This window comes from Pseudomonas sp. NFPP28, from assembly GCF_900115535.1.
In the GTDB taxonomy this organism is placed as follows: domain Bacteria; phylum Pseudomonadota; class Gammaproteobacteria; order Pseudomonadales; family Pseudomonadaceae; genus Aquipseudomonas; species Aquipseudomonas extremorientalis.
The window spans coordinates 287663-302314 of the sequence record NZ_FOWT01000004.1; the positions used below are offsets into that span (position 1 = coordinate 287663).

At 61.6% G+C, this 14652-nt stretch carries 17 protein-coding genes; 7 read left to right on the forward strand and 10 right to left on the reverse strand.

Going from position 1 to position 14652, the window contains the following annotated elements:
• Positions 1 to 231: 231 nt before the first annotated feature.
• The gene (locus BM110_RS12710) at positions 232 to 672 is read right to left on the reverse strand and encodes a hypothetical protein (RefSeq protein WP_071492417.1); all 441 of its coding nucleotides are present in this window, start codon (positions 670 to 672) and stop codon (positions 232 to 234) included.
• Between BM110_RS12710 and BM110_RS12715 the strand changes: the two genes are divergently transcribed.
• A complete protein-coding gene (locus tag BM110_RS12715) occupies positions 671 to 1126 on the forward strand; it encodes a tRNA (cytidine(34)-2'-O)-methyltransferase (protein ID WP_003171120.1) in 456 nt (151 codons plus the stop codon). The two genes, BM110_RS12710 and BM110_RS12715, sit on opposite strands and share 2 nt — an antisense overlap.
• Positions 1127 to 1252: 126 nt before the next feature.
• Here BM110_RS12715 and secB read toward each other — a convergent pair whose 3' ends face one another.
• From secB to BM110_RS12730, 3 genes are read right to left on the reverse strand one after another with little or no spacing between them, the layout of a single operon-like run.
• Complete coding sequence (gene secB / locus BM110_RS12720) at positions 1253 to 1732, reverse strand: protein-export chaperone SecB (protein WP_010213875.1); 480 nt, start codon at positions 1730 to 1732, stop codon at positions 1253 to 1255.
• 41 nt (positions 1733 to 1773) lie between these two features.
• Positions 1774 to 2028 (reverse strand): glutaredoxin 3, encoded by a 255-nt coding sequence (gene grxC / locus BM110_RS12725; RefSeq protein WP_033896917.1) that lies wholly within the window; start codon positions 2026 to 2028, stop codon positions 1774 to 1776.
• A 1-nt stretch (position 2029) separates the two neighbouring features.
• On the reverse strand, positions 2030 to 2443 hold the full coding sequence (locus tag BM110_RS12730; protein ID WP_010213877.1) for a rhodanese-like domain-containing protein: 414 nt from the start codon (positions 2441 to 2443) through the stop codon (positions 2030 to 2032).
• 151 nt (positions 2444 to 2594) lie between these two features.
• Between BM110_RS12730 and gpmI the strand changes: the two genes are divergently transcribed.
• From gpmI to BM110_RS12760, 6 genes are all read left to right on the forward strand, one after another.
• The gene (gpmI, locus tag BM110_RS12735) at positions 2595 to 4121 is read left to right on the forward strand and encodes a 2,3-bisphosphoglycerate-independent phosphoglycerate mutase (RefSeq protein ID WP_093513496.1); all 1527 of its coding nucleotides are present in this window, start codon (positions 2595 to 2597) and stop codon (positions 4119 to 4121) included.
• A 258-nt stretch (positions 4122 to 4379) separates the two neighbouring features.
• Positions 4380 to 5675 carry a murein hydrolase activator EnvC family protein gene (locus BM110_RS12740; RefSeq protein ID WP_092246283.1) on the forward strand — a complete coding sequence of 432 codons (1296 nt, stop codon included), beginning with the start codon at positions 4380 to 4382 and terminating at the stop codon, positions 5673 to 5675.
• A gap of 30 nt (positions 5676 to 5705) precedes the next feature.
• The gene (locus BM110_RS12745) at positions 5706 to 7013 is read left to right on the forward strand and encodes a S41 family peptidase (RefSeq protein ID WP_071492420.1); all 1308 of its coding nucleotides are present in this window, start codon (positions 5706 to 5708) and stop codon (positions 7011 to 7013) included.
• Position 7014: 1 nt separating this feature from the next.
• Positions 7015 to 7785: a divergent polysaccharide deacetylase family protein gene (locus BM110_RS12750; protein ID WP_092246280.1), complete on the forward strand. Its 771-nt coding sequence runs from the start codon at positions 7015 to 7017 to the stop codon at positions 7783 to 7785.
• Positions 7786 to 7855: 70 nt separating this feature from the next.
• Entirely contained in the window at positions 7856 to 9439 is a 1584-nt protein-coding gene (locus BM110_RS12755; protein WP_093121466.1) for a trypsin-like serine protease, read from the forward strand.
• Between the two features lie 58 nt (positions 9440 to 9497).
• A complete protein-coding gene (locus tag BM110_RS12760; RefSeq protein ID WP_093513497.1) occupies positions 9498 to 10793 on the forward strand; it encodes a Vps62-related protein in 1296 nt (431 codons plus the stop codon).
• Here the strand turns inward: BM110_RS12760 and BM110_RS12765 are convergent.
• The 6 genes from BM110_RS12765 to hisB all read right to left on the reverse strand — a co-directional run bounded on the left by BM110_RS12765 (position 10746) and on the right by hisB (position 14613).
• Entirely contained in the window at positions 10746 to 11501 is a 756-nt protein-coding gene (locus BM110_RS12765; RefSeq protein WP_092246272.1) for a substrate-binding periplasmic protein, read from the reverse strand. The two genes, BM110_RS12760 and BM110_RS12765, sit on opposite strands and share 48 nt — an antisense overlap.
• Positions 11502 to 11567: 66 nt before the next feature.
• Positions 11568 to 12338 (reverse strand): imidazole glycerol phosphate synthase subunit HisF, encoded by a 771-nt coding sequence (hisF, locus tag BM110_RS12770; protein ID WP_003171107.1) that lies wholly within the window; start codon positions 12336 to 12338, stop codon positions 11568 to 11570.
• Between the two features lie 9 nt (positions 12339 to 12347).
• The gene (gene hisA, locus BM110_RS12775) at positions 12348 to 13085 is read right to left on the reverse strand and encodes a 1-(5-phosphoribosyl)-5-[(5-phosphoribosylamino)methylideneamino]imidazole-4-carboxamide isomerase (protein ID WP_016972250.1); all 738 of its coding nucleotides are present in this window, start codon (positions 13083 to 13085) and stop codon (positions 12348 to 12350) included.
• 39 nt (positions 13086 to 13124) lie between these two features.
• Entirely contained in the window at positions 13125 to 13382 is a 258-nt protein-coding gene (locus tag BM110_RS12780) for a DUF2164 domain-containing protein (RefSeq protein ID WP_071492426.1), read from the reverse strand.
• Entirely contained in the window at positions 13382 to 14020 is a 639-nt protein-coding gene (gene hisH / locus BM110_RS12785; protein ID WP_071492427.1) for an imidazole glycerol phosphate synthase subunit HisH, read from the reverse strand. Before hisH ends, BM110_RS12780 begins: the two co-directional genes overlap by 1 nt.
• Positions 14020 to 14613 (reverse strand): imidazoleglycerol-phosphate dehydratase HisB, encoded by a 594-nt coding sequence (gene hisB, locus BM110_RS12790; RefSeq protein WP_017849940.1) that lies wholly within the window; start codon positions 14611 to 14613, stop codon positions 14020 to 14022. Before hisB ends, hisH begins: the two co-directional genes overlap by 1 nt.
• Positions 14614 to 14652 lie beyond the last annotated feature (39 nt).

Sequence of the window (14652 nt, forward strand, 5' to 3'; positions counted from 1 at the left end):
CACGCGCCCTGCAATAACCCTGTTACTACCCAGTTTCGGGGACCTTGGTACAGGCAGGCCGAGAATCCCCTCTTTACACCCGGGGTGCTTGATGCGAATCGCGTCGCGCTCCACACCGCTTTGGGGAACCTCGGTACAGGCAGGCCGGGGATTCCCTCTTTAACACCGAAGCTTTGCAAGCTTCACCCCGTTTTGGGAGCCCTGGTACAGGCAGGCCGGGAACTCCCTCTTTTATTCCTCCTGGAGATGGATCTCCAGCCGCCAACGGCCATCGGCCTTCTCGCCCTTCCACTCCCCACGCAATGGTCGCGCCGCCACGAGGTTCAGCAGCAGGCCGCCATCGGTCTTGCGTACGCGCCAGTTCACGTCCTTGTCATTGACCTTGAGCCGTCCACTCGCGGCCTTGCCCTGGGCGTCGAACAACAGCGCCACAGTGCCGTCGACGTGCTCGCCGTGCAACTTGGGTTCGCCGTTGAACCACACCACCACGCCGTCCCTCGCGGTCTCGACCTGTTGCAGTTCGACCGGCTCCGGGGTGGTCAGGCGACCGATCATCAGGCCGACCATCATGCCGACAATCGCCAAAGAGCCCATGACCCTCGGCATAAGCTTCGGCCTCGGGTCCTCTTCGAGGGTAGAATGCAGCGCATCTTTGCCTTCGGAGCCGTGCATGTTTCACGTCATCCTTTTTCAACCAGAAATTCCGCCGAATACCGGCAACGTTATCAGGCTGTGCGCCAACAGTGGCTGCCACCTGCATTTGATCGAACCGCTGGGCTTCGACATGGACGACAAGCGCCTGCGCCGTGCCGGGCTGGATTACCACGAGTACGCCACGCTCAAACGCCACGCCGACCTGGCCAGTTGCCTGGAAAGCCTGGGCCACCCACGGCTGTTCGCGTTCACCACCAAGGGGTCGCGGCCGTTCCATGATGCCAGCTTTGCCGAGGGCGATGCCTTCCTGTTCGGCCCGGAAAGCCGGGGCCTGCCGGCCGAGGTGCTCGACGCCCTGCCCGACGGCCATCGCCTGCGTTTGCCGATGCGCGAGGGCTGCCGCAGCCTGAACCTGTCCAACACCGTGGCCGTCGCCGTCTACGAAGGCTGGCGCCAGCTCGGCTTCAAATAACACACATAACAAATGTGGGAGGGGGCTTGCCCCCGATGACGGAGTGTCAGTCGACATCTATGTGACTGATCCACCGCTATCGGGGGCAAGCCCCCTCCCACATGGGGTCCTGCACCGGGTTCGAGATTACTGAACCGTCGACGAACCTTCCTGTTGCATGCGCTGCAGCTCTTGCGCGTACAGGGCATCGAAGTTCACCGGAGCCAGCATCAGCGCAGGGAACGAGCCACGGGTGACCAGGCTGTCCAGGGTCTCACGGGCATACGGGAACAGGATGTTCGGGCAGAACGCGCCCAGGGTGTGACTCATGGACGCTTCGTCCAGGCCCTGGATCAGGAAGATACCGGCCTGTTGCACTTCAGCGATGAAGGCCACTTCTTCGCCATTCTTGACGGTCACGGACAGGGTCAGCACGACTTCGTGGAAGTCGCCTTCCAGTGCCTTCTGGCGGGTGTTCAGGTCCAGCGCAACGCTTGGCGTCCATTCCTGACGGAAGATGGCCGGGCTTTTCGGCGCTTCGAACGACAGGTCACGCACGTAGATGCGCTGCAGCGAGAACTGTGGCGCTTGGGCTTCTGCAGCTTCGGTGTTCTGTTGGTCAGTCATCGCAGATCCTTGTGATCTTGAGGTCTTTTAGGGTTTAGGAGTCAGACGAGCAGCAGCGCATCCAGTTTACCGGCGCGCTCCAGGGCGAACAGGTCGTCGCAGCCACCGATGTGCCTGGCGCCGATCCAGATCTGCGGCACGGACGTGCGCCCCGCCTTCTGGGCCATTTCGGCGCGCACTTGCGGTTTGCCGTCGACCTTGATTTCTTCGAAGGCAACACCCTTCTTCTCAAGCAGGGCCTTGGCCCGCATGCAGTAAGGGCACCAATCGCTGGAATACACGACAACCTGGCTCATATCACTTCACCAGCGGCAGGTTATCGGCGCGCCAGCTGCTGATGCCACCGGACAACTTGGCGGCGGTGAAACCGGTCTTGAGCATTTCGCGGGCGTGGGTGCCGGCGTGCTGGCCTTGGGCGTCGACCAGGATGATGGTCTTGGCCTTGTGCTTTTCCAGCTCGGCCAGGCGCGCGATCAGCTTGTCCTGAGGAATGTTCAGGGCGCCGACGATGTGACCGGTGGCGAAATCCTTGGCCGGACGAATGTCCACGACAACGGCCTCATCCTTGTTGACCAGCGCGGTCAGCTCCGCCGTGCTCAGGCTGCGGCCACCGCGGCTCAATTCATGAGCGATCAGCAGCGCCAGCAGGATAACGAAGGCACCCACGAGCAGGTAGTGGGCAGTGGCAAATGCAATCAGGTGATCAACCATCAAGGAGGTTCCAGGGCGTTAAAATGGCGGTAAGTATACACAGCCGCCAGGGGGGGCCAACCCCCGTAAAGCGGTGACGTGGTCGGAACTTCGCTTTAAACTGCCACTCCCTTTTCAATTGTCTTCCTTTATTACCGCCGCGAGAGGATCTATGACTACTACGCCTAAACCTTTGGTCCTGATAATTCTCGATGGCTTCGGACACAGTGAAAGCCACCACGACAACGCGGTATACGCGGCCAACAAGCCTGTCCTCGACCGCCTGACCGCCACCGTACCCAACGGCCTCATCTCCGGCTCGGGCATGGACGTGGGCCTGCCGGACGGCCAGATGGGCAACTCGGAAGTCGGCCACATGAACCTCGGCGCCGGACGAGTGGTGTATCAAGACTTCACACGCGTGACCAAAGCGATCCGCGATGGCGAGTTCTTCGAGAACCCGACGATTTGCGCGGCGGTCGATAAAGCAGTGGCTGCCGGCAAGGCCGTGCACTTCATGGGCCTGTTGTCCGATGGCGGCGTCCACAGCCACCAGGACCACCTGGTCGCCATGGCCGAACTGGCCTTCAAGCGCGGCGCCGACAAGATCTACCTGCATGCCTTCCTCGACGGCCGCGACACCCCGCCGAAAAGCGCGCAATCGTCCATCGAACTGCTCGACACCACCTTCGCCGCCCTCGGCAAGGGCCGCATCGCCAGCCTGGTGGGCCGTTACTTCGCCATGGACCGTGACAACCGCTGGGACCGCGTCTCCCAGGCTTACAACCTGATCGTCGACGGCCAGGCCGAATTCAACGCCGCCACCGCCCAGGAAGGCCTGGAAGCCGCCTACGCCCGTGGCGAAAGCGACGAGTTTGTCAAAGCCACCACCATCGGCGAGCCAGTGAAGGTCGAAGACGGCGACGCCGTGGTGTTCATGAACTTCCGCGCCGACCGCGCCCGTGAGCTCAGCCGTGTGTTTGTCGAAGACGGCTTCAAGGAGTTCGAGCGCGCCCGCCAGCCAAAAGTGCAGTACGTGGGCCTGACCCAATACGCCGCCAGCATCCCGGCCCCCGCCGCCTTTGCCCCGGGCAGCCTGGACAACGTGCTGGGCGATTACCTGGCAAAAAATGGCAAGACCCAGCTACGCATTGCCGAAACCGAAAAATACGCCCACGTAACCTTCTTCTTCTCCGGTGGTCGCGAAGAGCCGTTCCCGGGTGAAGAGCGCATCCTGATCCCATCACCAAAGGTCGCCACCTACGACCTGCAGCCGGAGATGAGCGCGCCGGAAGTCACCGACAAGATCGTCGACGCCATTGACCACCAGCGTTACGACGTGATCGTAGTCAACTACGCCAACGGCGACATGGTGGGCCACAGCGGCAACCTGGAAGCTGCGACCAAGGCCGTGGAATGCCTGGACCTGTGCGTCGGCCGTATCGTCGACGCCCTGGAAAAGGTGGGCGGCGAAGCGCTGATCACGGCCGATCACGGCAACTGCGAGCAGATGTCCGACGAATCCACCGGCCAGGCCCACACTGCTCACACGACCGAACCGGTGCCGTTCATCTACGTCGGCAAGCGTGATTTCAAGGTGCGTAGCGGTGGCGTGCTGGCGGATGTGGCGCCGACCATGCTGATGCTGATGGGGCTGGAGAAGCCGGTGGAGATGACCGGGACTTCGATTCTGGTCTGATTTCCAGCTTCACCGAAAAACAATGTGGGAGGGGGCTTGCCCCCGATTACGGTAGATCAGCTGACACCTATGTGGCTGACACACTGCAATCGGGGGCAAGCCCCCTCCCACATTGGATCTGCGGTGTTTGGAACATGTCTTTTTGCCATACCACTGCCACTCGGCACCTATCTTGCGCTACAGCCCGAATTGGGCGTTTTTTTTGCCGCGCTTGGCGGGCATACTAGGCCGTCCATTTCCCTGGTGTCGCCCGCCTCTATGCTTCGCGCCTTGATTACCCTTGCTCTTGTCTGCCTGCTCCAACCGGCGTTTGCCGACGAGCGCGCACAAACCCAACAACAGTTGGACGCTACGCGTCAGGACATTACCGAGCTGAAGAAACTGCTCGGCAAGCTCCAGGAAGAGAAATCCGGAGTGCAGAAAGACCTGCGCGGTACGGAAACCGAGATGGGCAAGCTGGAGAAGCAGGTCCAGGAGCTACAAAAAGAATTAAAGAAGAGCGAGTCGGAACTGGAGCGACTCGACGCTGAGAAAAAAAAACTCCAGAGCGCCCGCGTTGAACAGCAACGCCTGATCGCGATCCAGGCCCGTGCCGCCTACCAGAACGGCCGCCAGGAATACCTCAAGCTGCTGCTCAACCAGCAGAACCCCGAGAAATTCGCGCGCACCCTCACCTACTACGACTACCTGAGCAAGGCCCGGCTGGAGCAACTTAAAAGCTTCAACGAAACCCTGCGCCAGTTGGTCAACGTCGAACAGGAGATCGCCAACCAGCAGTCGCAGCTGGAAGACCAGAAAAGCGCCCTCAACGCCCAGCGCGACGAGCTGGACAAGGTTCGCAAGGAGCGCCAACTGGCCCTGGCCAAGCTCAATGAGGATGTGAAGGCCCGCGACGCCAAGCTCCAGGCCCGCGAGCAGGACCAGGCCGACTTGGCCAAAGTGCTTAAAACCATCGAGGAAACCCTGGCACGCCAGGCACGCGAGGCCGAAGAAGCGCGACAGAAAGCGCTGATCGCCCAGCAGGAAGCCGAAAAAAAGCGCCAGCGTGAGGCCGAGCTGGCCGCCACTACGGATGCGCCAGCACCGCGTAAACCGGCGCATGCAGCGCCTGGCCCGCTGGTTTCCAGCGCCGGCGAGTCGTTCGGTGGGCCTTTTGCTTCGGCCCGCGGCAAACTTCCATGGCCAGTTGATGGTCGATTACTGGCACGCTTCGGGGAAACCCGTGGCGATGACACCCGCGCCAAGTGGGATGGGGTGATGATCAGCGCCTCCGCCGGCAGCCAGGTCCACGCCGTTCATGGCGGGCGTGTGGTGTTTGCCGATTGGCTGCGGGGCGCCGGTTTGCTGGTGATTCTCGACCACGGCAATGGCTATTTGAGCCTTTACGGCCACAATCAGACATTACTCAAGTCGGCAGGTGATGTTGTAAAAGCCGGTGAATCCATCTCCACTGTGGGTAACAGTGGTGGCCAGGACACTCCGGCGCTGTACTTCGCTATTCGTCAGCAGGGTCGCCCGAGCGATCCCGCACAATGGTGCCGCTCCCAAGGATAGGGGCGCATCTACATTAGGAGTTCGTTCGACATGCTGCATTTGTCCCGCCTCACTTCGCTGGCCCTGACGATCGCCCTGGTGATCGGCGCGCCCCTGGCTTTCGCCGACCAGGCTGCCCCGGCCAGCACGGCCGCGACCACCAAGGCGCCGCTGCCGCTGGACGAGCTGCGCACCTTTGCCGAGGTCATGGACCGGATCAAGGCCGCTTATGTCGAACCTGTAGACGACAAGACCCTGCTGGAAAATGCCATCAAGGGCATGCTCAGCAACCTCGACCCGCACTCCGCCTACCTGGGACCGGAAGATTTTGCCGAGCTGCAGGAAAGCACCAGCGGCGAATTCGGCGGCCTGGGCATCGAAGTCGGCTCCGAAGACGGCAACATCAAGGTCGTCTCGCCGATCGACGACACCCCGGCGTCCAAGGCCGGCATCCAGGCCGGCGACTTCATCGTCAAGATCAACGGCCAGCCGACCCGTGGCCAGACCATGACTGAAGCCGTCGACAAGATGCGCGGCAAGATCGGCCAGAAAATCACCCTGACCCTGGTACGCGACGGCGGCAACCCGTTCGACGTGACGCTGACCCGGGCGACCATTGTGGTCAAGAGCGTGAAGAGCCAGCTGCTGGAGTCGGGCTACGGCTACATCCGCATCACCCAATTCCAGGTCAAGACCGGCGACGAAGTGGCCAAGGCCCTGGCCAAGCTGCGCAAGGACAACGGCAAGAAGCTCAGCGGTATCGTGCTCGACCTGCGCAACAACCCGGGCGGCGTGCTGCAGTCGGCAGTGGAAGTGGTCGACCACTTCATCACCAAGGGCCTGATCGTGTACACCAAGGGCCGCATTGCCAACTCCGAACTGCGCTTCTCGGCAACGGGCAACGACCTCAGCGAAAACGTCCCGTTGGCCGTGCTGATCAACGGCGGCAGCGCCTCGGCGTCGGAGATCGTCGCCGGCGCCCTGCAAGACCAGAAGCGCGGCGTGCTGATGGGTACCACCAGTTTCGGCAAAGGCTCGGTGCAAACCGTGTTGCCGCTGAACAACGAACGTGCGCTGAAGATCACCACGGCGCTGTACTACACGCCAAATGGTCGCTCGATCCAGGCCCAGGGCATCGTGCCCGACATCGAGGTGCGCAAAGCCAAGATCACCAACGAGATCGACAGCGAGTACTACAAAGAAGCGGACCTGCAAGGCCATCTGGGCAATGGCAACGGCGGCGCCGACCAGCCCACCGGCAGCGGCAAGAAAGCCAAGCCGATGCCACAGGACGATGACTACCAACTGGCCCAGGCGCTGAGCCTGCTCAAGGGCTTGAGCATTACGCGCAGCCGTTGATATGCGTTTTGCCCTGATCATCGCCGTGCTGTGCAGCCTGGCCGGAGTCGCCCATGCGACCCCGGCCAACGAGCCCAACAAAGCCTACCTGACCCTTATCATCGACGACCTCGGGCAAAATCTGCCCAGGGATCGTCGCGTGCTGGCCCTGCCCGGGCCGGTGACCACGGCGATCATGCCCGACACGCCCCATGCCGCCGAATTCGCCCGCGAAGCCCACAAGGCCGGCAAGATCGTGATCCTGCACATGCCCATGGACCCGGCCACCGGCCCGTTCGCCTGGCACCCGGAGTTGCCCATCGAGGAACTCGGCAGGCGCCTGGACGCTGCCTTCAAGGCAGTGCCCTACACCGCGGGCATCAACAACCACATGGGCAGCCGCATGACCGCGCAGCCCGAGGCCATGGCCTGGTTGATGGGCGAACTGCAACGGCGCAACAAATTCTTTGTCGACAGCCGCACCAGCGCCAAGACAGTCGCCGCCGCCGAGGCGCAGAAGATCGGCCTGGCCAGCGTCTCGCGGGACGTGTTCCTGGACGACGAACGCACCGAAGCGGCAATCACCACGCAGCTGCAGAGCGCAATCAAACTGGCGCACAAACAGGGTTCGGCGGTGATGATCGGCCATCCCTACCCGCAAACCCTGGCGGTGCTGGAGCGCGAGCTGCCCAAGCTCAAGGCCCAGGGCGTGGAGTGGATCGATATCAAGTTGATGATCAGCGTGCGCAGTAACCAGGCAATGGCCGGCCATGGCAAGAATGGCAAGTACTAGATAGCTACCGTACTGCCCAGCTGACATTCCTGAATAGTCGAACCTTGCGCTCACTCTTTCAGGACATGCCATGAACACGCTCCACCACTTGATTTCGGGGCTGCTGCTCTGCAGCCTTTCCAACCTGCTTATCGCGGCACCAAGGGACTATGGTGAAGGCCTTGCCAACGCCAGCCCGCCCAGAATGCTCGCCAATGCGCAGCATCAGCACGCCCATTGGACTGGCGTCGGTCGCATCCGCAATGAAGCCCAGGCCCTCTGCACCGCCTCCCTACTGGACACCCGCGACGACGCAGGCAAGTCCGGCCCGGCCTATGTGCTCACCAGCAGCCACTGCCTTCATCGCCATAACGGCGGGGTACAAAAAGACCTGGATATCAAAGGCAACATCAGCTTCAACTACTTCGACGACACGCTGGAGAGCCTCAAGACCTTTCCGTTGAAAACCCTGAAATGGAGCAGTAGCCAGGGAGTGGACCTGGCGATCGTCGAGCTGAAAGCTTCGCTTGCCGATTTGCTGAAGGCAGGCATCGCCCCTTTGAAACTGGCCGAAGCGGTCCCCGCCGACGGGGTCGATATCCTCGCGCTGGCTGCACCGGAATGGGACACCCTGCATCTCTCCGCCTGCGCGCAGCAAGCCTCGCGCGAACTGGTGGAACAGCCGTTCGTGTGGCGGGTGACCATGAAAAACCAATGCCAGGGTATCGGCCGCGGCGGCTTCGGCGGGCCACTGCTGGAGCGGGCGACTAATACGCTCTTCGGCATTCTCAGCACCAGCACTTCAGGCCAGACCGAAGAACGCAAATGCCAAAGGGACGCGCCCTGCGAGGTCAACAACGGTATGCCCACCTGGCACTCCGAAACGAACTACGGCAGCCCGGTGACGTTCCTCAACCGGTGCTTTGTCGAAGGCGTTCTGAAAGCCGACAGTGAACACTGCGAACTCTTCCCGACCACCACCATTTCCTTTCGGCACCCGGACCCCATCCAGCAATACTTCGTCAAGCGACCCGACGGCACACACAAGGATATCGTGCCGCGCTGGAACCTTTCCTTCACGACCAACACTGCGCTCTATCGCTACAAAACCACTCGGCGCGCCATTGATTGCGAAAAACCGGAGCTTTACAGCACCCCGATCAAGGCGCAGGACGCGTACGTGAATGACGCCATCGGACCGGAAACCGGTATGCACATGCTGTGTATCGTCGGCTTGGATTCCGAGGAACAACAGGCGACCAACGGCATGATGAAAAATGCCCTGACCCTGGCGGTGGAACTGGCCGAACCCGGGCCGGCACGCACGCCGAACTTGAGCATCAGCCTGGATAAACAGGGGCTGGCGGCCTACACCGTGATCTGGAAGCTCGCGCCGCCATTCATGCATCGCTACTCCTACAAGTTCGGCCCGGCCACCACGACCGATTGCCTCAGGCCAGTCGATTACCTGGCCTTTCCGCCCCCTCCCGTGGAGGAGGAGGAGGACGAACCTATCGAGATATTTTCCACGCTCAATGACTCCCCCAGCACGCGAACAGAGCAGTACGCACGGCTGATCACCGTTCGGGACAGACCCTACAAGATCTGCACCTACGCCTACGACCAGGCTGACCAACCCTCAGCACTGCGCGTGGACTTGCTCAAACCCCGCTAACCGGTCCGGCTCGACCACATCGAGAGACAGAACCATTCCATCCACAAGGAGTACCCCCATGGAACCCATCCAAGTCAAAGACCTGCTGATCAACTTCACTTCGGAGTTCACCCCACTCTGGAACGACCAAGGCTCGGGCGCCAAAAAGTCGGCCAGCTTTTGGCGCCCGAGCACCAGTGCCGATCACTTGATCTCGTTCTCCTCATTGGGAGATGTCGCTCACCCGAGCCATGACAATTTGAATCATCGCAAGACCGTCGTTGTTGTCAGCGAAGCCAACAAAACCAACGGCACCGCACTTCGCCAACCGAAAGACTTCATAGAAGTCTGGAACAGTCGCGGCACAGGCGCCAACGCTGATATTTCCATCTGGCAGCCGGTCCCGCCTGATGGCTATGTGGCCCTGGGTACCGTATGCGGCGTGGGCTATCAACGGCCTTCGCTGAACACCGTGCGCTGTGTGCGGGCTGACCTGGCCGTGCCGGCTTACGTTGCCGATCACATCTGGAATGACAAAGGCAGTCGCGGCCAAATCGACTTCAGTGCCTGGGACGTCATGCCGCCGACCGCTCATCCTGGAGAGGCTTACCTGGCACCAGGGACATTTTTCGGGGTGCGGGGCTATGCAAAGCCGGAAGCGCCCGGGTTAGCGCATGCCTTGCATATCCCCCTGACCGAGGTGGCGGGGCACGAGCTCCCGGCCCCGCCCGCACCGTCTGCAGACGGGCAACCTTCAACCCTGGACGCCGAAGAGTCCTTGCATGTCTGCCAACTCCCCTGGTTTCTAGTCTCCGACCCGGAGCTGCCAGCCGACGAGCAACCCTTGCGGTCCCCCTTCTACAGGCTGCAAAGACGCGACAAGTACGTACTGGTCGATGTGGCGCGCAACCCAACGACCACCAGCCAGACCTTCAAATGGACGATTACCAAAGGCTCGCCCGGTTTCGCAGCCAACTTCCTCAAGTGGGCCACGGGTGTCGACATGACCGAGGCATGGACAGGCCATTCTCTCAGAACCAACCCGAAAAGCTCGGTAAGGCTGGGCAGTGCATTCACTCACTCGAGCGTTTCGTCCAAAGGCTGGACCGCCCCGCAAACCACCGACATCGCTGCATATGTCCCGGCCCACAAGACCGTGGCAGCCTATGTGGTCGAAAGCGAGTACACATTGCTGCGCAGGGATGCCAGCCCCCTGGCAACATCAGTGACCTACACCAATACCGAGCAGGTGTATTTCAGTGAGGCAAATACCACCGATTCCGTAGAGGCCGAGCGCCCGCAGCCCGTGCCCGCAAAGGAGCCGCCACTAGAGATAACGCCCCATGATGTCAGCCACGACCCCCTCGTCTCGTAACTGATCCAACGCCGCTTGAAGCCTGCTCACTACTTCATCCGGCACCTGCTTGTTGAGCGCCAGGTACAGTTCGGCGCTGTTGAAACGCAGGATTGTCTTGAGCCCGGAGACCCCGATCTGGCGCGCCAGATAACGCCCGGCGGGGTCGCCGGTGGCCCACAGGTCGATCTGGCCATCCAGCAGCTTTTGCGCGTTGTCCTGGTCGCGCAGCACGACGACCGGGTTGAGTCCCTGCTTTTCCAGGGTCTCGGCGATGGCATCGCCCTTGTAGGCACCGATCCTGTAGCGGCGCGCGTGCTCCAGGTCGTTCAGCTGGATCTTGCTGTCGGCCTTGGCCAACAGCACCCAATCGTCCGGACCGATGGGGCCGACCCATTTGAACAGCGCCTCACGGTCCGGCAGGCGCGCCATCACGAACACGCCGTAGCCTGGTTTCTCCAGGGCGAGCTTGTAGATGCGCTCCCAGGGGAAACGCAGGGTGAGATTGTAGGAAATGCCCGCACGCTTGAAGGTTTCGCGCACGATGTCCACGGCGATGCCTTCGATGTTCTCGTCCTTGGCGAAGTTCTTGCCGTTTTTCGCCATGTTGTAGGGCGGGAAGTTTTCCGTCAGCAACACCAGGGAGGCGTCGGACGGTTCCTCGGCGCGGGCCGGAACGGTCAACAGGAGAGACGTACTGGCAAGGGCGAGCAGCAGGTGCTTGAACATGAAAGTTACCGGAATCCATGGCAAGCGCAGAGAGTGCCTCTGGCCTGCCATGGTGTCCAGCAGCGTTTAGCGAACGACGATACCGCGCGCCGCCATGTAGGCCTTGGCCTCGGGAACGGTGTATTCGCCAAAGTGGAAAATACTCGCCGCCAGCACCGCGCTGGCGTGGCCTTCGATCACGCCGTCGGCCAGGTGCTGCAGGTTGCCGACGCCGCCGGAAGCGATCACCGGGATGCCCAGCGCATCGCTGATGGCCCGGGTCACGCCCAGGTCGAAGCCGTTTTTCATGCCGTCCTGGTCCATGCTGGTCAGCAGGATTTCACCGGCACCCAGGCCTTCCATCTTCATCGCCCACTCCACCGCGTCCAGGCCGGTCGGCTTGCGACCGCCGTGGGTGAAGATCTCCCAGCGCGGGGTTTCGCCCGGGCCGGAGACTTTCTTGGCGTCGATGGCGACCACGATACATTGCGAGCCGAAGTGCTGTGCGGCCTCGCCCACGAACTCCGGGTTGAACACCGCCGCCGTGTTGATCGAAACCTTGTCCGCGCCGGCATTGAGCAGGTTGCGGATGTCTTGCACAGTGCGCACGCCACCGCCCACGGTCAGCGGGATGAAGACCTGGCTGGCCATGCGCTCGACGGTATGCAACGTGGTATCGCGGCCGTCGACACTGGCGGTGATGTCGAGAAAGGTAATCTCGTCGGCACCTTGCTCATCGTAGCGGCGGGCAATTTCCACCGGGTCACCGGCGTCGCGGATGTTCTCGAACTTGACGCCCTTGACCACGCGACCGTTGTCGACGTCCAGGCAAGGGATGATGCGTTTGGCCAGCGCCATGGTCAGTCCTCAGCCGTTGTAGGCATCGCAGTAAGCCTGGGCTTCAGCGACGTCCAGGGTCCCTTCGTAGATCGCACGGCCGGTGATGGCGCCGATGATGCCGGGCGCCTTGGCGTCCAGCAGCGACTTGATGTCGCCCAGGTTGTGGATGCCGCCGGAAGCGATCACCGGGATCTTCGTGGCGGCCGCCAGCGCAGCGGTGAATGGCACGTTGCAGCCCTGCATCATGCCGTCTTTGGCGATGTCGGTATAAACGATGGCGGAGACGCCGTCGGCTTCAAACTGCCTGGCCAGGTCTATCACCTGCACCGTGCTGATTTCAGCCCAGCCGTCGGTGGCGACGAAACCGTCCTTGGCGTCCAGGCCCACGATCACTTTGCCCGGGAACGCGCGGCAGGCTTCGGCGACGAACGCCGGGTCTTTCACCGCCTTGGTGCCGATGATCACGTAGCTCACGCCGGCCTTGACGTAGTGCTCGATGGTTTCCAGGGAGCGGATACCGCCACCGATCTGGATCGGCAGGTTCGGGTAACGCTTGGCAATGGCGGTGACCACTTCACCGTTCACCGGCTGGCCTTCGAAGGCGCCGTTCAAGTCCACCAGATGCAGACGACGGCAGCCCCCTTCCACCCATTTGGCGGCCATGCTCACCGGGTCATCGGAGAACACGGTGGAGTCTTCCATGCGGCCTTGGCGCAGACGTACGCAGGCACCGTCCTTGAGATCGATAGCGGGGATAATCAGCATCTGGCAAACCTTATTCGATATTCAGCAATGCTTGGGAAATCAGGGTTTCTCAAGCGACCACAGGTCGCTTTCGATGCTTTCGAACCTTTCTTTAAGGAGCGTCTGCGCATCGAAAATCGCCCTGTTGTAATAGTGCGGAGCCACTTCGGTGGTGAACAGTTCGAGGATCTCGGCGACCTCGAACGACCCCAGCTTGAGCTCGAAGCGATCTTCCATGAAACGCTTGATCTTGAGGGTAGCCTCACTCTCCTGTTCAGGCGTGAGGTTCAAGACCGGCTGCTTCGGCTTCCTGGCCATTACCAGCGCCCGTCCCAGGCGGCGAAGTTCTGCAGCAATTGCAGGCCATGGGTATGGCTCTTCTCCGGGTGGAACTGCACGGCAAACCGCGAGCCTTCGGCCAGTGCAGCGGCGAAGTCGACGCCGTAGTGCCCGCCACCCACCACCTGGCCCGGCTTACCGGCGGCAATGTAGTAGCTGTGCACGAAGTAGAAGCGCGCCATGTCCGGAATGTCGTGCCACAGCGGGTGATCCACCGCCTGGCTGACTTCGTTCCAGCCCATGTGCGGGACTTTCAGGTGAGCGCCGTCTTCATGCAGGTCTTTGCCGAAGAACTTCACTTGCCCAGGGAACAGGCCGATGCAGTCGACGCCCTCATTCTCTTCACTGCGGTCGAGCAAGGCTTGCATGCCCACGCAGATGCCGAGGAAGGGACGGTCCTGGCTGACTTCGCGCACCAGGCTGTCAAAGCCCAGGCGGCGAATCTCGGCCATGCAATCGCGAATCGCGCCGACGCCGGGAAACACCACGCGATCGGCTTCGCGAATCACGTTGGCATCGCTGGTGATCAGTACCTTGCCGGCCCCTACGTGCTCGAGGGCCTTGGCCACCGAGTGCAGGTTACCCATGCCGTAATCGATAACCGCGACCGTCTGCATTACAGGACGCCCTTGGTCGAAGGCATTTGCCCGGCCATGCGCTCATCCAGCTCCACAGCCATGCGCAGGGCGCGGCCGAAAGCCTTGAACACGGTTTCGATCTGGTGGTGGGTGTTGGTGCCGCGCAGGTTGTCGATGTGCAGGCTGACAAGCGCGTGGTTGACGAACCCCTGGAAGAACTCCTGGAACAGGTCGACGTCGAAGCCGCCCACGGTGGCGCGGGTGTAGGGCACGTGCATCTGCAGGCCTGGACGGCCGGAGAAGTCGATGACCACACGCGACAGCGCTTCGTCCAGCGGGACATAGGCATGGCCGTAGCGACGGATGCCTTTCTTGTCGCCGATGGCCTTGGCAAACGCCTGGCCGAGGGTGATACCGACGTCTTCCACCGTGTGGTGGTCGTCGATATGCAGGTCGCCCTTGCTGACGATATCCAGGTCGATCAGCCCGTGACGGGCGATCTGGTCCAGCATGTGCTCAAGAAAAGGAACACCGATATCAAATCGGGCCTTTCCGGTGCCATCCAGGTTGATCGAGGCTTTGATCTGGGTTTCCAGAGTGTCGCGCTCGACGGACGCCTTACGTTCGGCCATCACCAGCTCCGCAAAATCATTGGGCGAAAAAGGCAGCCA

Coding starts and splice junctions, on each gene's coding strand:
- hisB (WP_017849940.1), bottom strand. CDS start 14,613: ATGGCCGAACGTAAGGCGTCCGTCGAGCGCGACACTCTGGAAACCCAG.
- BM110_RS12760 (WP_093513497.1), top strand. CDS start 9,498: ATGGAACCCATCCAAGTCAAAGACCTGCTGATCAACTTCACTTCGGAG.
- BM110_RS12730 (WP_010213877.1), bottom strand. CDS start 2,443: ATGGTTGATCACCTGATTGCATTTGCCACTGCCCACTACCTGCTCGTG.
- BM110_RS12740 (WP_092246283.1), top strand. CDS start 4,380: ATGCTTCGCGCCTTGATTACCCTTGCTCTTGTCTGCCTGCTCCAACCG.
- hisF (WP_003171107.1), bottom strand. CDS start 12,338: ATGGCGCTGGCCAAACGCATCATCCCTTGCCTGGACGTCGACAACGGT.
- BM110_RS12780 (WP_071492426.1), bottom strand. CDS start 13,382: ATGGCCAGGAAGCCGAAGCAGCCGGTCTTGAACCTCACGCCTGAACAG.
- grxC (WP_033896917.1), bottom strand. CDS start 2,028: ATGAGCCAGGTTGTCGTGTATTCCAGCGATTGGTGCCCTTACTGCATG.
- BM110_RS12750 (WP_092246280.1), top strand. CDS start 7,015: ATGCGTTTTGCCCTGATCATCGCCGTGCTGTGCAGCCTGGCCGGAGTC.
- BM110_RS12710 (WP_071492417.1), bottom strand. CDS start 672: ATGCACGGCTCCGAAGGCAAAGATGCGCTGCATTCTACCCTCGAAGAG.
- BM110_RS12715 (WP_003171120.1), top strand. CDS start 671: ATGTTTCACGTCATCCTTTTTCAACCAGAAATTCCGCCGAATACCGGC.
- gpmI (WP_093513496.1), top strand. CDS start 2,595: ATGACTACTACGCCTAAACCTTTGGTCCTGATAATTCTCGATGGCTTC.
- hisA (WP_016972250.1), bottom strand. CDS start 13,085: ATGCTGATTATCCCCGCTATCGATCTCAAGGACGGTGCCTGCGTACGT.
- secB (WP_010213875.1), bottom strand. CDS start 1,732: ATGACTGACCAACAGAACACCGAAGCTGCAGAAGCCCAAGCGCCACAG.
- BM110_RS12745 (WP_071492420.1), top strand. CDS start 5,706: ATGCTGCATTTGTCCCGCCTCACTTCGCTGGCCCTGACGATCGCCCTG.
- BM110_RS12755 (WP_093121466.1), top strand. CDS start 7,856: ATGAACACGCTCCACCACTTGATTTCGGGGCTGCTGCTCTGCAGCCTT.
- hisH (WP_071492427.1), bottom strand. CDS start 14,020: ATGCAGACGGTCGCGGTTATCGATTACGGCATGGGTAACCTGCACTCG.
- BM110_RS12765 (WP_092246272.1), bottom strand. CDS start 11,501: ATGTTCAAGCACCTGCTGCTCGCCCTTGCCAGTACGTCTCTCCTGTTG.